Origin of the sequence: Flavobacterium sp. NLM (genome assembly GCF_002210235.1) — a bacterium.
Classification (GTDB): domain Bacteria; phylum Bacteroidota; class Bacteroidia; order Flavobacteriales; family Flavobacteriaceae; genus Flavobacterium; species Flavobacterium panici.
This window is the reverse complement of record NZ_LIAC01000025.1, coordinates 41162-57190: the sequence shown is the minus strand read 5'-3', so window position 1 is coordinate 57190 and position 16029 is coordinate 41162. Positions and strand designations below refer to the sequence as shown.

Genomic DNA, 16029 nt, shown 5'->3' with positions numbered 1-16029 from the left:
AACAAATTATTAATAAGCTCATTTTCAACTTCTTTTATTTTTGTGAGAGAAACTACTTTCATGAAAAACTATATTTTATTCGCCTTTTTATTTTTTTCGATTTCCAATTTTGCCCAAATCAAAGGAACTATAACCGATGAGAAAGGAAATCCGCTGCCGTTTGTTTCTATTTTTGAAGAGAATACCTATCGTGGAACTACTTCAAATGAACAAGGACAATATCAATTGCAGGTAAAAGAAATTGGTAAAAACAGAATCGTTTTTCAATATCTGGGATTTAAAACTCAAAAAATTACGGTTTCGGGAGATTCAAAAACAGTAAATTTAGATGTTAAAATGCAGGAAGAAAGTTTTGCATTAAACGAAGTAGTTATTGATCCTAAAAACAATCCAGCAAATGCCATCATTAAAAATGCGATTGCAAACAGAAAAGAAAACTCTGAAAAAACAGCGCGTTTTACTGCCGATTTTTATTCGAAAGGAATTTTAAAAGTAAAAGATTTACCTAAAAAAATATTAGGCCAAAAAGTAGATCTTGGCCCGGATTTATCTTCTAATTTAGATTCGACCGGAACTGGGATTTTATATTTATCAGAAACTATTTCGAAAGTTTCTTATCAAAAACCAGATAAATTAAAGGAAACTATTATCGCCTCTAAAATCTCCGGAAACAATAAAGGTTTCAGCTATAATACTGCTGCTTTATCAACTTATGATTTCTACGACAATACATTAGAATTTGATGTAAACCTCATCTCTCCTATTGCTAATAACGCTTTCAGCTATTATAAATACAAACTGGAAGGAAGTTTTTATGATGATAATAAACAGCAGATATACAAAATTAAAGTAATCCCAAAGCGAGATAAAGAACCTGTTTTTGAAGGTTATATTTACATTGTTGATGACAGTTTTGCCATTTATGCCGTTGATTTCGACATTAAAGGCTACCGAATGAAAAATGAATTTACTGAAGTCATGAATTTAAAACAAAGCTTTAGTTACAATGCAAAAAACAAAATCTGGTCAAAAAATGCACAGACGCTTTCGTTTAATGCGGGTGGATTTGGTATAAAATTTTCGGGTCAGTTTAATTATATTTATTCCAATTATGAATTTCCTGAATCGTTTGCCAAGAAAACTTTTGGAAACGAAATCGTAGCTTTTGATTTGAATGCCAATAAAAAAGATGATTCGTTTTGGAATGAAATTCGTCCTATTCCGTTAACGCTCGAAGAAAGTGCAGATTACACCAAAAAAGACAGCTTACAAGTTATCAGAAAATCTAAAAAATATACCGATTCTATTGATGCAAAAGATAATAAGTTTAAGATTTTAGATATCCTTGGCGGTTACGATTATAAAAATACGTTTAAGAAATACTCTTTTAAATTTGACGGTTTGCTAAGTCCAACTTCTTTAAGTTTTAATACGGTTCAGGGATTTAATCTGGGAACTGGATTTTCATTTAAAAAATGGAATGAAGAAAAAGGAAAAAGCACTTCCATAAGTACAGATTTCAATTATGGTTTTTCTGATGAACGTCTGCGTGTTATTGGCGAATTCAGCCACCGATTTAATACGATTAATTACGCGACAATTTCAGCTTCGGGAGGAACAAAAACAGAACAATTTAATAGCGCTGAGCCTATTAGCAAATTGATCAATTCTGTAAGCTCGTTGTTTTTTAAAGACAATTACATGAAGTTGTACAATTTGGAATTTGCCCAAATTAACTATGCACAAGATGTCGCAAACGGATTAAACTTAAATGCAAGAATAGCTTACGAGCAAAGAAAACCTCTTTTTAATACTACCGATTATTCGTTCTTTAAAAGAGATGATATTTATTCGTCAAATAATCCGCTTGCACCGAATGATTTCAATACGCCTGCTTTTGATCAGCATCATTTAATGAAGGCTAATTTGACGGCCAAAATTAATTTTGGAAACAAATATATTTCAAGACCTGACGGAAGGTATAATTTTAAAGATGAAAAATATCCAACCGTATTTTTAGCTTTTGAAAAGGCATTTGCCGCAAGCGAAAAAAAATACGAGTTTGAAAGAATTGGCGCTTCTGTTCAATATGATTTAAAATTAAACAACAAAGGCCTTTTGGGAATGAATTTTAGAGCGGGTAAATTCTTTAATGCCGAAAATATTTCTTTTATAGATTACAGGCATTTCAACGGAAACCAAACTCACATTGGCACTAGCGATCGTTATTTGAATGTTTTCAACTTAATGTCGTATTATGACAATAGTACAAATGACAGTTATTTTGAAATTCATCTAGAACACAATGATATGGGATTTGTAACGAATAAAATTCCGCTTTTGAATCTTTTAAAATCAACGATGAATCTTGGTTTTCATTCGCTGGCAATTCCGGATCGTAAACCATATACCGAATTTACAGTTGGTTTAGATAATCTAGGTTTCGGGAAATTTAAGTTATTTAGAATTGATTACGTGCATTCTTACCAAGGTGGAATCCAGCAAAATGGTGTTGTGTTTGGGCTGAAGATTTTGAATGTTTTGAATTAAGGTTCAAAGGCGCAGAGGTTCAAAGGAACAAAGGTTTTGTTGCAGCGTAAATACTTTACGAAGTTCTCGACTTCGCTCGAACTGACAAGCTGTGTTTATAATTTAAACCATAAAAATTCTAATTACCTGAGTTTGCGTTAGGGATGGAAGCGGCATCCTTTTTGTTTTTTCTTTAAAAATAAAAAGATACAGCGGACAGCCCGGCCGAAGGTAACGCCCATAAAAAAATCCGCTTACTCTCTTGAAGAATAAACGGATTTTTTATTTCAATCTTTATCAAAGTTTAAGACAACAAAGAATTTACGTCACAACAAAACCTTTGTACCTTTGAAACTTTGCAACTTTGAACCTCTTTCTCAATGATAATCATCTGGTTCAATATGAATCAGAACATTTCCTAACTGCGGAATTTTTTCTTTTAAAGTATCTTGTAATTTATGAGATAAATCATGTCCTTTTTTTACCGAAATTTCAGCTGAAACAATGGCGTGAAGATCGACGTGATAACGCATTCCGGCTTTTCTGATGAAACATTTTTCGGTTCCGAGGATTCCGGGTACTGTCAGTGATTTTACACGAATTTCTTCTACTAAATCATCGTTCATGTTTTCATCCATGATTTCGCCAAGTGCAGGTCTGAAAATTTTATAACAGTTATATAGGATAAAAAAAGCAGCAAAAAGAGCTGCCCAGTCATCTGCAGATTCGTAACCTTTTCCCATAATCAGTGCAATCGAAATTCCGATAAATGCTGCAACTGAAGTTATAGCATCACTACGATGGTGCCAGGCGTCGGCGGCAAGAGACGAACTATTGGTTTCCTTGCTTCGTTTCATTACTAAACGATACGAATACTCTTTCCAAAGAATTATAGCCCCTAAAACATATAATGTCCAGGATTTTGGTAAATCATGCGACGATTGAATATTGGCAATACTTTCGTACCCAATAATCGTAGCCGAAGTAATTAAAAAACCAACTACCAAAAAGGTAATTAAAGGTTCTGCACGGCCGTGACCGTAAGGATGATTTTCATCTGCCGGTTTATTAGAATATTTGATTCCGAATAAGACCAAACAGGACGAAAATATGTCTGCTGTTGATTCGATTGCATCTGCAATCAAGGCGTATGAATTGCCAAAAAAACCTGCCAAACCTTTTATCAAGGCCAAGCAGGTGTTTCCGACTATACTAAAAATAGTAGCTTTTATAGCTTTTTTTTCATCTGTCATTATAGAAAATTATTTTTTCGCCACGAATTATTTTTGATATTCTTTGAAGAATCAAATTCGTGGCAAATAATTTTTATGCTCTTACAATTTTTGCTCCAATAGCTCTTAAACGCTCGTCGATACGCTCGTATCCACGGTCAATTTGTTCGATATTTTGAATTGTACTTGTTCCTTTAGCAGAAAGCGCCGCAATCAATAATGAAATTCCCGCACGAATATCAGGAGAAGACATTGTAGTTGCTTTTAATTGAGATTCAAAATTATGCCCCATAACCACAGCTCTATGCGGGTCACATAACATGATTTTTGCTCCCATGTCGATTAATTTATCTACGAAAAACAAACGGCTTTCGAACATTTTTTGGTGGATCAAAACATCTCCTTTTGCTTGTGTTGCCACAACTAAAACGATACTTAATAAGTCAGGTGTAAATCCTGGCCAAGGTGCATCGGCAATAGTTAAGATTGATCCGTCAATGTCTGTTTTTACTTCATATCCGTCTTTGTGAGCCGGAATGTAAATATCATCGTTACGTTTTTCTATTGTAATTCCTAATTTTCTAAATGTATTTGGAATCAAACCTAAATTTTCCCAGCTTACATTTTTAATCGTGATTTCGCTTTTTGTCATAGCCGCAAGACCAATCCAAGAACCAATTTCGATCATATCAGGAAGGATTCTGTGCTCACATCCATCAAGGCTTTCAACACCTTCAATAGTTAATAAGTTAGAACCAACTCCAGTGATTTTAGCTCCCATAGAGTTCAACATTTTGCATAATTGCTGTAAGTATGGTTCGCAAGCCGCGTTATAAACTGTAGTTTTACCTTTTGCTAAAACGGCTGCCATTACAATATTTGCCGTTCCGGTTACAGAAGCTTCGTCAAGAAGCATGTCTGTTCCTTGTAATCCTTCTTCAGGAGATTCTACTCCGTAAAAGTGATCTTCTCTGTTGTATCTGAATTTTGCTCCAAGGTTAATAAAACCTTCAAAGTGAGTATCTAATCTACGACGGCCAATTTTATCTCCTCCCGGTTTTGGAATATATCCTTTTCCGAAACGTGCCAAAAGAGGCCCAACAATCATAATAGAACCACGAAGCGCTCCACCTTCTTTTTTGAAAGCTTCTGTTTCTAAATATCCAACATTAACCTCATCGGCCTGAAACGTAATCGAACCCGGTTCATTGCGTTGGATTTTTACACCTAAATTACCCAATAAAGTGATTAATTTATTGATGTCTATAATATCAGGAATGTTATTAATTCTTACTTTCTCTCCTGTTAGAAGCACGGCACATAAAATTTGTAATGCCTCATTTTTTGCTCCTTGCGGAGTGATTTCTCCTTTTAAAGGAGTTCCTCCTTCGATTTTAAAAATTCCCATAGATTTTTTTTAAGGTTCTAAGGTTCTCAGATTCTAAGGTTCTAAGGCTGAGCTAAAATCTTAGCACCTTAGCTGCTTAGTATCTTAGCAACTTCTTCTATTTTTGATTATTGTTTTTTTGAAAAGTTTTAGGTTTACCGCCTTTATTATTGTTTTTGTTGTTTTGAATTTTAGGCTGTCCTGCAGGTGCAATTTTGTTTGACACACGTTTGTTTGTACGCATTAAATCTGTTGTATTCAACAGTTCTTCTGTACTGTGCAGCAAGTTTATTTTTCCTCCGGACAATTCATATAAGTGTTCAAAAATAACATCGTCTTTTACTGTGTCTTTGTTCCAGCTCAAAAATGATTTTTTCATGTGGTTGGCAATTACCATAACCAATGCATTTTTCATTTCGCCGTCTTCCCATTTATTGGCAACATCAATCATATATTTGATATTGTTTCCGTAAAATCTGTATTTTGGAAAATTCTGTGGGTATTGTAAAACATCTGGTTTTAACTGCAGTACATCTCTTGAAGGAATTGGGTACGGAGACTCAACATTCAATTTAAAATCAGACATAATAAAAAGCTGATCCCATAATTTATGCTGAAAATCCGGCACGTCACGCAAATGCGGATTTAAGCTTCCCATAACCTGAATGATATATTTCGCGGCTTTGTTGCGTGTTTCATCATCTTCGATTGCAGTAGCCTGATCGATCAGTTTTTGTAAATGACGACCATACTCCGGAATAATCAAACGTTGTCTTTCAGAATTGTATTCTAAATTATACACAACGTCATTTGCGACTTCTTTTTTATATTTTTCGACCATAAGTTTATAATGAAACTATACCTTCTATTGTAGATACTTCTTTGTATTTACCAATCACCTCATCAGAGCTGTTCATGGTAACATCTACAGAAACACTGGTAAATTTACCGGTTTTTGATTTTGTTGTTTTAATAACCGCGCCCATTCTGTCAAAAGCTTTTTCAACACGTTCAACATTATCGCCTACAGAAGGCACAATGAATTTGTACAAATATTCTGCTGGCCAAGTATTTGCGTTGTCTAATTCGACTTTTAATCTTTCGAAAAATTCGGCGGTATTTTTTTCTTTATCGTTCTCCATTCGTAATTAAAAATAAACGCAAATATACGGTTTTGATTTCAGATTTCAGATTTTAGATTTTAGATTTTTTTCATTGGAGAAGCTGTAGATTTTTTGCCACGAATTTCACTAATTTACACTAATTATATTGGTGTGAATATCTTGCTCAATTTTGCTGGCTTTTCATTAATTTTAAAATTAAAATTCGTGAAAATTCGTGTAATTCGTGGCAAACCTTTATATTTGAAATACTTTGCGAATCTGCGACTTTACGAGATTAAAACCCATTATAATGAAAAAAATCCTTTTATTTTTTATAGCATTTATATTCAACAATATTCAGGCACAAGAAGTCAAAACTTTAACTTATTTCCAAAACGACACTTTAAAACTGGATTTAGATTTATATCTGCCAAAGAAAAAATCTAACGAAAAAATCCCGTTGATTATGTTTGCTTTTGGCGGCGGATTTTCTGGCGGAGAACGTAAGAGCGAAAAAAACTTCGGAATGTTTATGGCCGAAAACGGTTATGCGGTTGCCAGCATTTCGTACAGTTTATATATGAAAGGAAAAGATTTTGGCTGCAAGGGGACTTTAACGGAAAAGATAAAAGCGATTCAAATTGGCGTGAGCGATATGTGGCAGGCCACTTCTTTTTTAATCGAAAATGCTGATAAATACAATCTTGATTCTTCTAAAATCTTTATTTCGGGAATTAGTGCCGGGGCAGAAATTGGTTTTCATGCTTCGTTTTGGGATTATAAATTAATGAATTTGTACAAAAGCAATTTGCCGGAGAACTTTAAATATACCGGATTTATCGGAGGTTCGGGCGCTATTCAGGATATCAATTTGATTACAAAAGAAAAAGCAATTCCGATGTTATTGGCACATGGCAGTAATGACGAGACGGTTCCGTACAGTGCTGGCTCACATCGTTCTTGCCCGACAAATGCTTCGGGCTGGTTAATTTTATTTGGTTCATATGCGGTTTACAATCACATGCAGGATTTACATAAAGATGTTGAACTGATTACCTTCTGCGGCGGCGGACATGAATTCTCCGGTTATCTTTTTCATGACGGCCAACAATATGTTCTGGATTTTGTGAATGATGTTTTAAAAGGAAAGAAATTTGAATCGCATTTGATTGTTCCTTCTAAAAAAGGAAAAGGTTTTGGGAAATATTTGTTTTGTGATTAAAAAATTTAATCACGCCAAAATAATCAACATTATAAACTGGACTAAAGTCCAGCCCTACAATATTTGGCGAGCCTATGGCTCTCTTACGAATTAGTTCTTAAGGAACACCCCATAATGTAGAGCTGGACTTTAGTTACCACAATATTTAATAAACCCACAAATCTTTTCACAATTTAGTTCCGAAGGAACGATCCATATTGTAGAGCTGGACTTCAGTCCAGTTACCACAATATTTAAGAACCCCAAAACTCTTTTCACAATTCAGTTCCGAAGGAACAATCCATATTGTAGAGCTGGACTTCAGTCCAGTTACCACAATATTTAACAAACCCACAAATCTTTTCACAATTCAGTTCCGAAGGAACAATCCATATTGTAGAGCTGGACTTCAGTCCAGTTACCACAATATTTACCTCTTGCAAAACGAACCTATTTTTTATAAAAATGCTAAATTATTCGCTCTTGATAAATATTCTTTTTAAATACGAATAAGTTTAGGTAAATTTGCGCTTTATTTTTAGAATAGTGCAAAAACAAATCATAGTTCTCATTGGCGGTCCTGGTACAGGAAAATCTACGCTTATAAACGAATTAGTCGCTCGTGGCTATTGTTGTTACCCTGAAATTTCCAGAGAAGTTACACTCGAAGCCCAAAAAAGAGGCGTTGAACAATTGTTTCTGGAGCAGCCTTTATTATTTAGCGAAATGCTTTTAGAAGGACGTATTCAGCAATTTGAAAATGCCCAAAAAGAACCCGATACTATCGTTTTTATAGATCGTGGTATTCCTGATGTTGTGGCTTATATGGATTATATTGGCGATGAATATCCGGAAGATTTCGTAAAAGCGTGCGAGGATTATAAATATTCTAAAACTTTTATTTTACCGCCTTGGGAAGAAATTTATCAGAGCGACACAGAGCGATATGAAAATTTTGAACAGGCACTTACGATTCAGAAACACTTAATTGAAACGTACAAAAAATACGGTTACGATTTAATTGAGGTTCCGAAAGATACGGTTGAAAACAGAATTCTTTATATCTTAGACAAAATTTAGCAACCGGTTTTAAAGTTGTAAAACTAGAAACTGATTTCTACATTTTTAACTTTAAAACAGAGGCCATGCAGGACGCACAGGAAATTCTTTTAAAATACTGGAAACACCAAAGTTTCCGACCGTTGCAAAAAGAAATTATTGATTCGGTTTTAGAAGGGCAAGATACTTTTGCACTGCTGCCAACCGGAGGCGGAAAATCGATTTGTTTTCAGGTTCCGGCGATGATGCAAGAAGGAATTTGTCTGGTAGTTTCTCCTTTAATTGCACTGATGAAAGATCAGGTAGCGAATCTTCAAAAAAGAGAAATTAAAGCAATTGCGCTAACTGGCGGAATTCATACGGAAGAAATTATTGATTTACTGGACAACTGCCAATTCGGAAATTATAAATTCCTTTATCTTTCTCCGGAGCGTCTACAGTCTGACTGGATTTTAGAACGCATTAAAAATCTTCCTATAAATTTAATTGCTATTGACGAAGCGCATTGTGTTTCGCAATGGGGCCACGATTTTAGACCGGCTTATTTAAAAATTTCAGAACTTAAAAAATACTTTCCTAAAATTCCGTTTTTGGCTTTAACCGCAACTGCAACTCCACGAGTTGTTGAAGATATTAAAACCGAATTGGGATTAAAAGATACCAAACTTTTTCAGCAGTCTTTTGAAAGAAAGAATATTGCGTACATGGTTTTTGAAGTGGAAGACAAATTGTATCGCGTGGAGCAGATTTTGAAGAAAAATCCGCAGCCATGTATTATATATGTCCGAAACAGAAAATCTTGTTTAAATATGTCAACGCAATTGCAATCGTTGGGATTTAGAGCAACGTATTATCACGGCGGACTTTCGGCTCAGGAAAAAGATAGAAATATGCAATTGTGGATGTCCGAACAGGCGCAGGTTATTGTAGCCACCAATGCGTTTGGAATGGGAATCGACAAGGATAATGTTAAAACAGTTATTCATACCCAATTGCCCGAAAACATAGAGAATTATTATCAGGAATCCGGAAGAGCAGGACGAAATGGCGAAAAATCATTTTCGGTTTTATTATTTAATAATTCAGATGCAAATCAAACAGAACAGCAGTTTATAAGTGTTCTTCCTGACAAAACGTTCCTGAAAACGATGTACATTAAATTGTGTAATTACTTTCAAATTGCTTATGGCGAAGGTTTAGACGATTCGTATTCTTTTAAAATGAATCATTTTTGTCATAAATACGACTTCCCAACTTTAAAAACCTATAATGCTTTGCAGTTTTTGAATCAACAGGGAATCATCACAATGTCTCAGGAATTTTCAGAAAAAGTTTCCATGCAGTTTTTAATCGAATCAAAAGAAGTACTTCGATACATGAGCCTGAATCCAAATGACGAAGAAATCATTCTGGCGATTTTAAGAACGTATCCGGGAATTCATGAAATGAAAACACCTCTTAATCTTTCGCTGATTGCTAAAAAATCAAATCATACCGAAGAACAGGTTACAGATCTTTTAGAAAAATTGAAAGAGAAAGATATCATTGAATACAAATCGAAAAACAATGACGCAACGATTTTATTTAATGAAGTCCGCGAAGATGATTTAACCATAAACAGAGTTGCTAAATATCTGGAAAAACAGAACAAACTAAAACGAGATCAGCTTTCAAGTGTTCTCTATTATATAAAGGAAGACAAAACATGCAAGAACAGATTAGTTTTGGATTATTTTGGAGAAGAAACTAAATCGAATTGCGGCGTTTGTTCTTTCTGTATTACTCAAAAAGGAAAAATTACCGAAGCGGATTCAATTGCTGATAAAATTCTTCACTTATTAAAAGCAACTGCACTAACTTCGCGCGAAATTCAGAATCAAATAAAATTAGATGCTAAAGATGTTATTGTAGTTCTTCAGGAATTACTGGAAAACAATCATATCATTATTTTAGCCAATAATAAATACGCTTTAAAATCATAATGGAAAAATTACGAATTATATTTATGGGAACTCCGGAATTTGCAGTTGGCATTCTGGATACCATTATTAAAAACAATTACGAAGTTGTTGGCGTTATTACAGCGGCAGACAAACCTGCTGGACGCGGACAAAAAATAAAATATTCGGCTGTTAAGGAATATGCACTGGAAAACAATCTTACTTTATTACAGCCAACCAATTTAAAAGATGAAAGTTTTTTAGCTGAGTTAAAAGCTTTGAATGCCAATTTACAGATTGTTGTTGCTTTTAGAATGTTACCAAAAGTAGTTTGGGAAATGCCAGGTTTAGGAACATTTAATCTTCATGCTTCTTTATTACCAAATTATCGTGGTGCTGCCCCTATAAACTGGGCTATTATTAATGGAGAAACCAAAACCGGAGTTACAACATTTTTTATCGATGACAAAATCGATACCGGAGCGATGATCTTGAATTCGGAAATCGCGATTGAACCAACAGAAAATGCCGGACAACTTCACGACCGATTAATGCATTTAGGAAGTACAACTGTTATTGATACTTTAAAGGTGATTGAAAACGGAAATGTTACTACTACAATTCAGGAAGATAATAACGATATCAAAACAGCTTATAAACTAAATAAGGAGAATTGTAAAATTGACTGGACAAAACCCGGAGATGAAATCAATAATCTAATTCGCGGCTTAAGTCCTTATCCTGCAGCATGGTGTTTTTTGAAAGATAAAAATGAGGAATTAAATATAAAGATATATGAAGCCAAACTGATTTTAGAGCCGCATTCTTATGAAGCTGGAACTTTAATTAGTAATAAAAAAGAAATCAAAATTGCAATAAAAGAGGGCTTTATTCAGTTATTAAGTCTGCAATTACCTGGTAAGAAACGAATGCAAGTAGCAGAATTGTTAAATGGGATAACTTTTTCTGATAGCGCAAAGGTCTATTAAGGTCAGTAAAACAGGGGTTTCTACCTGTTTTTGATCGATGAACAACACGCTTTATGAACAAAAAAAACAAGTTATCAACAATTATTGCTAAAATTAAAGAAAACACTTGCACGCAACGGATTTCCTACTAAATTTGTGTATTAACAATTTTTTTTAACCAACAATTAATAACTAATTATTATGAACAAATCAGAATTAATCGATGCTATCGCTGCTGATGCAGGAATTACAAAAGCTGCGGCTAAATTAGCTTTAGAGTCATTTTTAGGAAACGTAGGAACTACTTTGAAAAAAGGCGGAAGAATTTCATTAGTAGGTTTCGGATCTTGGTCAGTATCTGCGAGAGCTGCTAGAGACGGTAGAAATCCTCAAACAGGAAAAACTATCAAAATTGCTGCAAAAAATGTAGTAAAATTCAAAGCTGGAGCTGAATTAGAAGGTGCAGTGAACTAAGTAAGAAAGTTCTCTAAACTAAATAATATAATTAAGACCCTCCTTATGGAGGGTTTTTTTGTGCGGTTTAACGATTTTTTTTGTGAATTTAAAAAATTTATGATTAAATTTAATAAAAATTGTAGCCGTATGATTTCAGAAAAATTAAAAAAAGGACACCTGCTTATTGCCGAGCCTTCAATAATTGGAGATTTATCTTTTAACAGATCGGTAATTTTATTAGCAGACCATAACAAAGAAGGATCAATAGGTTTTATCATTAATAAACCATTAAAATACACTATTAATGATTTAATACCTGAAATTGAAGCCAGCTTTAAAATATATAACGGAGGCCCAGTTGAACAAGACAATCTGTACTTCATTCATAATATTCCTGACTTGATCCCGAATAGTGTCGAGATTTCTAACGGAATTTATTGGGGTGGAGATTTTGAATCAACCAAAGACTTAATTAACGACGGATCGATCAATAAGAACAATATTCGTTTTTTCTTAGGTTATACCGGTTGGGACGAAAATCAGCTTGAAAACGAAATGCAGGGAAACTCCTGGATCATTGCTGACAATAATTACAAAAACAAAATTATTGGAAAATCTACTACCCATTTCTGGAAAGAGCAGATTATTGAACTTGGCGGTGATTACGTTATTTGGTCAAATGCACCTGAAAACCCATATCTGAATTAATTTTCGGATATGGATTCATTTAGTTTCTGTACTAATAAATGAGCCAGATTACTTGTAAACTCTTTTTTTCGGTATTTGCTTATCGGTTGTATTCCTATGATTACATTTGTTAGAAATAATTCGTCTGCTTTTTGAAGATCAAACGGCGAAATTATTTCTTCTAATACTTCTATGCCTTCTACTTTCTTCGCTAAAGCTAAAATCTGCTTACGCATAATTCCGTTTAAACATCCTTCAGAAATTGGAGGTGTAATTAGTTTTTTGCCCGAAACCATAAATAAATTTCCCTGCAAAGCTTCAACAACATTTTTAGTGTCGTTTAGTAAAATACAATTTGCCAGTCCGTTTTCATGGGCAAAAATACTTCCGGTAACATTAATCATTTTATTAATCGTTTTAATCGACGATAATAATTGTTTTGTTATATAGAAGTCTTTATACAAATCAACTTCGTATTCGGCCGTATTTAAAGCATATAAAGTATTATCAAGCAACGTTGCATGAATTAAAAAAGAAACTTCATTTGTTTTTGGCAGATACAAACCTCCATCGTTTCTAAAAACAGTTATTCTGGCTCTGGCCGATGAAGCAATATTTTTTTGCTGCACAAGATTTAAAATCTGCTCTTCAAAATATTCCATTGTAAAATTCATCGGGATTTCCATTCTAACAACACGCATCGAAGCCATTAACCTGAAATAATGATCTTCGAGAAACAAGATTTTATTGTTGATTATTTTTACTGTTTCAAAAACGCCGTCTCCGTATAAAAAGGCACGATTTTGAGTTAGAATATTTTCTTCTTGTGCAATGTTTCCGTTAAAATTGATCATAAAAAAACCCTGAATTTTGTTCAGGGCAAATATAAGGCATAAAATAGACTTTTACTAAACAGATCCTATAAGATGTTTTAGGTCTGAGATTTGATTCTCCCACAATTGTTTAGCTTCACCTACTTCTTCTTTTTCTGCAAAATCGACTACCATTAATGATACATCCTTAGTTAATTCATCAACTAAAATATGGAGTTCAAAAAAGTATTCAGTATCCTTACTGCTTTCATCAACCCATTTAAACTTTACTTTTTCACCAGTTTTTTTAGATGCAAGACGTGCTTTTTCCTGCGAATCGTTCCAGATGAAAGTAAAAAATTCACCTCTTGAATTAACATTGTCAGCAAACCATTCTGATAATCCTGACGGAGTTGATATATATTGATACAATAATTGTGGCGAAGAATTGATCGGAAACTCGATTTCGTAACGTATTTTTGAATCCATGTGCTACTTTTAATTTTTTCGAAATATAAGAATATATGTCCAAAAACAATGCGTTTTTAAAAATATTTTTTTTTCTTCATTTTATTCTTGTAAGCTTTAATATTATTTCTATCTTTGCACCCGCAATCAGGAATTCAATGATAGCAGTCCAGGCGAGGTAGCTCAGTTGGTTAGAGCGCAGGATTCATAACCCTGAGGTCACGGGTTCAACTCCCGTCCTCGCTACAAAAAGGCAAAACCCTTAAACAGAAATGTTTAAGGGTTTTTTATTTGAATTACATTCTTATTCCTCTCCTATTACTGCCGTTGCTTTATTTGTATTTGTAAATCTGTAGATCTTTCCTTCTTTCAGATAGAAATTTTTTAAATAAAATACTTAAGCTTTAATAAAATCAAGAATATCTGCATTCACTCTGTCAGCATCTGTTGTTGGTATTCCGTGGCATAGTCCCGGATAAGTAATTATTTTTCCGTTTTTTACCAGTTTAATCGCTCTTAGTGCAGTTACATTATAAGGCACAATCTGATCATCTTCGCCATGCAATATAAGTACGGGAAAATCAACACTTTTTAGATCTTCGGTAAAATCTGTTTCAGAAAATGCTTTTATACAGTCATAATGTGCTTTAATTCCGCCGTTCATTCCCTGACGCCACCAATTATCCTGAATTCCTTTTTTAATATCTGCTCCTTCTCTATTATATCCATAAAACGGAAAAGTAATATCGTGATAAAACTGCTGTCTGTTATTGGCTGTGTTAAAACGAATATCATCAAAAACTTCTATAGGCACTCCGTCTGGATTTCCTTCATTTTTGATCATATACGGCGTCACCGCGCTAATAAGTATTACTTTTGACACACGGTTTTTACCATATTTTGCGGCATAATGAATCGCTTCACCTCCACCTGTAGAGTGTCCGATATGTATAGCATCTTTTAAATCTAAAAACTCCGTAAGTTCTGCAACGTCTGCTGCGTAAGTATCCATTTCATTTCCGGAATACGTTTGTGTAGATCTTCCGTGTCCTCTTCTGTCATGTGCAATTACCCTAAATCCCTTATCTAAGAAAAATAGCATTTGCGCATCCCAGTCATCTGCTGATAAAGGCCAGCCATGATGAAAAAAAATAGGCGTACCAGTACCCCAATCTTTATAATAAATCTCTGTTCCGTCTTTTACTGTAATCTTGCTCATTGTATTATGTTTTAATTGTTAGTATGCATTTTCGAAGTTTATAATTGTTCGTACCACTCTAAAATATAATCTGCTACAGCTTCCCAGCCTGGCTCGCCACATATAAAATGGCTTTTACCCTGAAAAATCTTCAGATCAACCTTGCTGTTACTGTCTTTATATTTTCTGGCCAGAGTGGTTGTAAGTGATGAAGGAAAAATTGCATCACTGCCGCCTCCAATAAATAAAATAGGATTATGAGGTTTGCTGAAATCAATATTAGAAAAAGAATTCAATACCAGTTCACGGCTTACTTTATAACTTTCCGGAACGGCAAAACTTTCAAAAGCATTTGCTCTGTCTCTTTCAGGAAGTGTGTTGAAAAAACATTTGTCATACCATTCGCGGCTGCCCATAAAATATTTTTGGGAGGAAAAGAAACCAAATGCCGGTATAACTGATTTTAATGTTGCAAAAGGAGGAAATACATTTTTTGGAGGAGCACCATCAATACTTACTGCCGTAGCTGCTTTACCTAATTCTAATAATTTCATCGCCGCCATTCCGGCCATTGAATGTCCAATTATTAATGGTTTTTCGGGAAGGGTTTCAATTAGTTTAATAATATTATCAACCACATCTATAAAACCTGTTTTGGTAAGATCTGGATGAACTTGTTTTCTTAAGTCAGAAGGAATTCCATCGTGTCCGGGATTAGCCGGAGTGTAAACGGTATAGCCTTTTTGTTCGTATCGGTCCTTCCACTTTTCCCAACTTGTTTGGTTTACAAAGTTTCCATGTATCAGAATAATAGATTTTGATTTTGTCATAAGATTTATATTTAATGAGTAATTGAGGTTTATAAAATATGACGTACCTTACTTCTAAATTAGCAGTATAATCTGGGCAAGGCACTTATTAAAGATCAGATTTCAATCATTTTATTAAGATTTCAAATACTTTACAAGTATTCTGATTTCTTTCCTATA

Annotated in this window: 15 protein-coding genes and 1 tRNA gene; 8 read left to right on the top strand and 8 right to left on the bottom strand. The window is 34.1% G+C overall.

What is annotated here, in order from left to right; all coding sequences use genetic code 11:
- The first annotated feature begins 60 nt into the window (after positions 1–60).
- Positions 61–2550: a DUF5686 and carboxypeptidase regulatory-like domain-containing protein gene (locus tag APR43_RS23085; protein ID WP_053472801.1), complete on the top strand. Its 2490-nt coding sequence runs from the start codon at positions 61–63 to the stop codon at positions 2548–2550.
- 356 nt (positions 2551–2906) lie between these two features.
- Here APR43_RS23085 and APR43_RS23080 read toward each other — a convergent pair whose 3' ends face one another.
- The 4 genes from APR43_RS23080 to APR43_RS23065 form a co-directional block, all read right to left on the bottom strand.
- A complete protein-coding gene (locus tag APR43_RS23080; RefSeq protein WP_053472802.1) occupies positions 2907–3782 on the bottom strand; it encodes a cation diffusion facilitator family transporter in 876 nt (291 codons plus the stop codon).
- Positions 3783–3855: 73 nt separating this feature from the next.
- Positions 3856–5169, bottom strand: coding sequence for a UDP-N-acetylglucosamine 1-carboxyvinyltransferase (murA, locus tag APR43_RS23075; protein WP_053472803.1), 1314 nt, complete (start codon positions 5167–5169; stop codon positions 3856–3858).
- 97 nt (positions 5170–5266) lie between these two features.
- A complete protein-coding gene (locus APR43_RS23070) occupies positions 5267–5989 on the bottom strand; it encodes a DUF4290 domain-containing protein (RefSeq protein ID WP_053472804.1) in 723 nt (240 codons plus the stop codon).
- A 4-nt stretch (positions 5990–5993) separates the two neighbouring features.
- Positions 5994–6290 (bottom strand): DUF493 family protein, encoded by a 297-nt coding sequence (locus APR43_RS23065; protein ID WP_053472805.1) that lies wholly within the window; start codon positions 6288–6290, stop codon positions 5994–5996.
- Positions 6291–6561: 271 nt separating this feature from the next.
- Here APR43_RS23065 and APR43_RS23060 point away from each other — a divergent pair, with 271 nt between their 5' ends.
- The 6 genes from APR43_RS23060 (at position 6562) to APR43_RS23035 (ending at position 12583) form a co-directional block, all read left to right on the top strand.
- A complete protein-coding gene (locus APR43_RS23060) occupies positions 6562–7473 on the top strand; it encodes an alpha/beta hydrolase family protein (RefSeq protein WP_053472806.1) in 912 nt (303 codons plus the stop codon).
- A 525-nt stretch (positions 7474–7998) separates the two neighbouring features.
- Positions 7999–8532: an AAA family ATPase gene (locus tag APR43_RS23055; RefSeq protein ID WP_053472807.1), complete on the top strand. Its 534-nt coding sequence runs from the start codon at positions 7999–8001 to the stop codon at positions 8530–8532.
- 65 nt (positions 8533–8597) lie between these two features.
- Positions 8598–10493: an ATP-dependent DNA helicase RecQ gene (locus APR43_RS23050; RefSeq protein ID WP_053472808.1), complete on the top strand. Its 1896-nt coding sequence runs from the start codon at positions 8598–8600 to the stop codon at positions 10491–10493.
- Complete coding sequence (fmt, locus tag APR43_RS23045) at positions 10493–11440, top strand: methionyl-tRNA formyltransferase (protein ID WP_053472809.1); 948 nt, start codon at positions 10493–10495, stop codon at positions 11438–11440. The genes APR43_RS23050 and fmt overlap by 1 nt, the downstream gene beginning before the upstream one ends.
- Positions 11441–11620: 180 nt before the next feature.
- Positions 11621–11893 (top strand): HU family DNA-binding protein, encoded by a 273-nt coding sequence (locus APR43_RS23040; protein ID WP_012022249.1) that lies wholly within the window; start codon positions 11621–11623, stop codon positions 11891–11893.
- Positions 11894–12022: 129 nt separating this feature from the next.
- On the top strand, positions 12023–12583 hold the full coding sequence (locus tag APR43_RS23035; RefSeq protein ID WP_053472839.1) for a YqgE/AlgH family protein: 561 nt from the start codon (positions 12023–12025) through the stop codon (positions 12581–12583).
- On the opposite strand, the gene APR43_RS23030 is transcribed toward APR43_RS23035, so the two are convergent.
- Positions 12580–13416 carry an aminotransferase class IV gene (locus APR43_RS23030; protein WP_053472810.1) on the bottom strand — a complete coding sequence of 279 codons (837 nt, stop codon included), beginning with the start codon at positions 13414–13416 and terminating at the stop codon, positions 12580–12582. The genes APR43_RS23035 and APR43_RS23030 overlap by 4 nt on opposite strands.
- 54 nt (positions 13417–13470) lie before the next feature.
- The gene (locus APR43_RS23025; RefSeq protein ID WP_026727620.1) at positions 13471–13863 is read right to left on the bottom strand and encodes an START-like domain-containing protein; all 393 of its coding nucleotides are present in this window, start codon (positions 13861–13863) and stop codon (positions 13471–13473) included.
- Positions 13864–14014: 151 nt separating this feature from the next.
- On the opposite strand from APR43_RS23025, the gene APR43_RS23020 reads away from it, so the two are divergent.
- Positions 14015–14088, top strand: a tRNA-Met gene (locus tag APR43_RS23020).
- A 151-nt stretch (positions 14089–14239) separates the two neighbouring features.
- Here APR43_RS23020 and APR43_RS23015 read toward each other — a convergent pair.
- Positions 14240–15061: an alpha/beta fold hydrolase gene (locus tag APR43_RS23015; protein WP_053472811.1), complete on the bottom strand. Its 822-nt coding sequence runs from the start codon at positions 15059–15061 to the stop codon at positions 14240–14242.
- A 38-nt stretch (positions 15062–15099) separates the two neighbouring features.
- Positions 15100–15870 carry an alpha/beta hydrolase gene (locus APR43_RS23010; protein ID WP_053472812.1) on the bottom strand — a complete coding sequence of 257 codons (771 nt, stop codon included), beginning with the start codon at positions 15868–15870 and terminating at the stop codon, positions 15100–15102.
- Between the last annotated feature and the right edge of the window lie 159 nt (positions 15871–16029).

Bases quoted from the DNA above. Each gene is read 5' to 3' on its own strand.
- APR43_RS23085 (WP_053472801.1), top strand. From the start codon at position 61: ATGAAAAACTATATTTTATTCGCCTTTTTATTTTTTTCGATTTCCAAT.
- APR43_RS23080 (WP_053472802.1), bottom strand. From the start codon at position 3,782: ATGACAGATGAAAAAAAAGCTATAAAAGCTACTATTTTTAGTATAGTC.
- murA (WP_053472803.1), bottom strand. From the start codon at position 5,169: ATGGGAATTTTTAAAATCGAAGGAGGAACTCCTTTAAAAGGAGAAATC.
- APR43_RS23070 (WP_053472804.1), bottom strand. From the start codon at position 5,989: ATGGTCGAAAAATATAAAAAAGAAGTCGCAAATGACGTTGTGTATAAT.
- APR43_RS23065 (WP_053472805.1), bottom strand. From the start codon at position 6,290: ATGGAGAACGATAAAGAAAAAAATACCGCCGAATTTTTCGAAAGATTA.
- APR43_RS23060 (WP_053472806.1), top strand. From the start codon at position 6,562: ATGAAAAAAATCCTTTTATTTTTTATAGCATTTATATTCAACAATATT.
- APR43_RS23050 (WP_053472808.1), top strand. From the start codon at position 8,598: ATGCAGGACGCACAGGAAATTCTTTTAAAATACTGGAAACACCAAAGT.
- fmt (WP_053472809.1), top strand. From the start codon at position 10,493: ATGGAAAAATTACGAATTATATTTATGGGAACTCCGGAATTTGCAGTT.
- APR43_RS23040 (WP_012022249.1), top strand. From the start codon at position 11,621: ATGAACAAATCAGAATTAATCGATGCTATCGCTGCTGATGCAGGAATT.
- APR43_RS23035 (WP_053472839.1), top strand. From the start codon at position 12,023: ATGATTTCAGAAAAATTAAAAAAAGGACACCTGCTTATTGCCGAGCCT.
- APR43_RS23030 (WP_053472810.1), bottom strand. From the start codon at position 13,416: ATGATCAATTTTAACGGAAACATTGCACAAGAAGAAAATATTCTAACT.
- APR43_RS23025 (WP_026727620.1), bottom strand. From the start codon at position 13,863: ATGGATTCAAAAATACGTTACGAAATCGAGTTTCCGATCAATTCTTCG.
- APR43_RS23015 (WP_053472811.1), bottom strand. From the start codon at position 15,061: ATGAGCAAGATTACAGTAAAAGACGGAACAGAGATTTATTATAAAGAT.
- APR43_RS23010 (WP_053472812.1), bottom strand. From the start codon at position 15,870: ATGACAAAATCAAAATCTATTATTCTGATACATGGAAACTTTGTAAAC.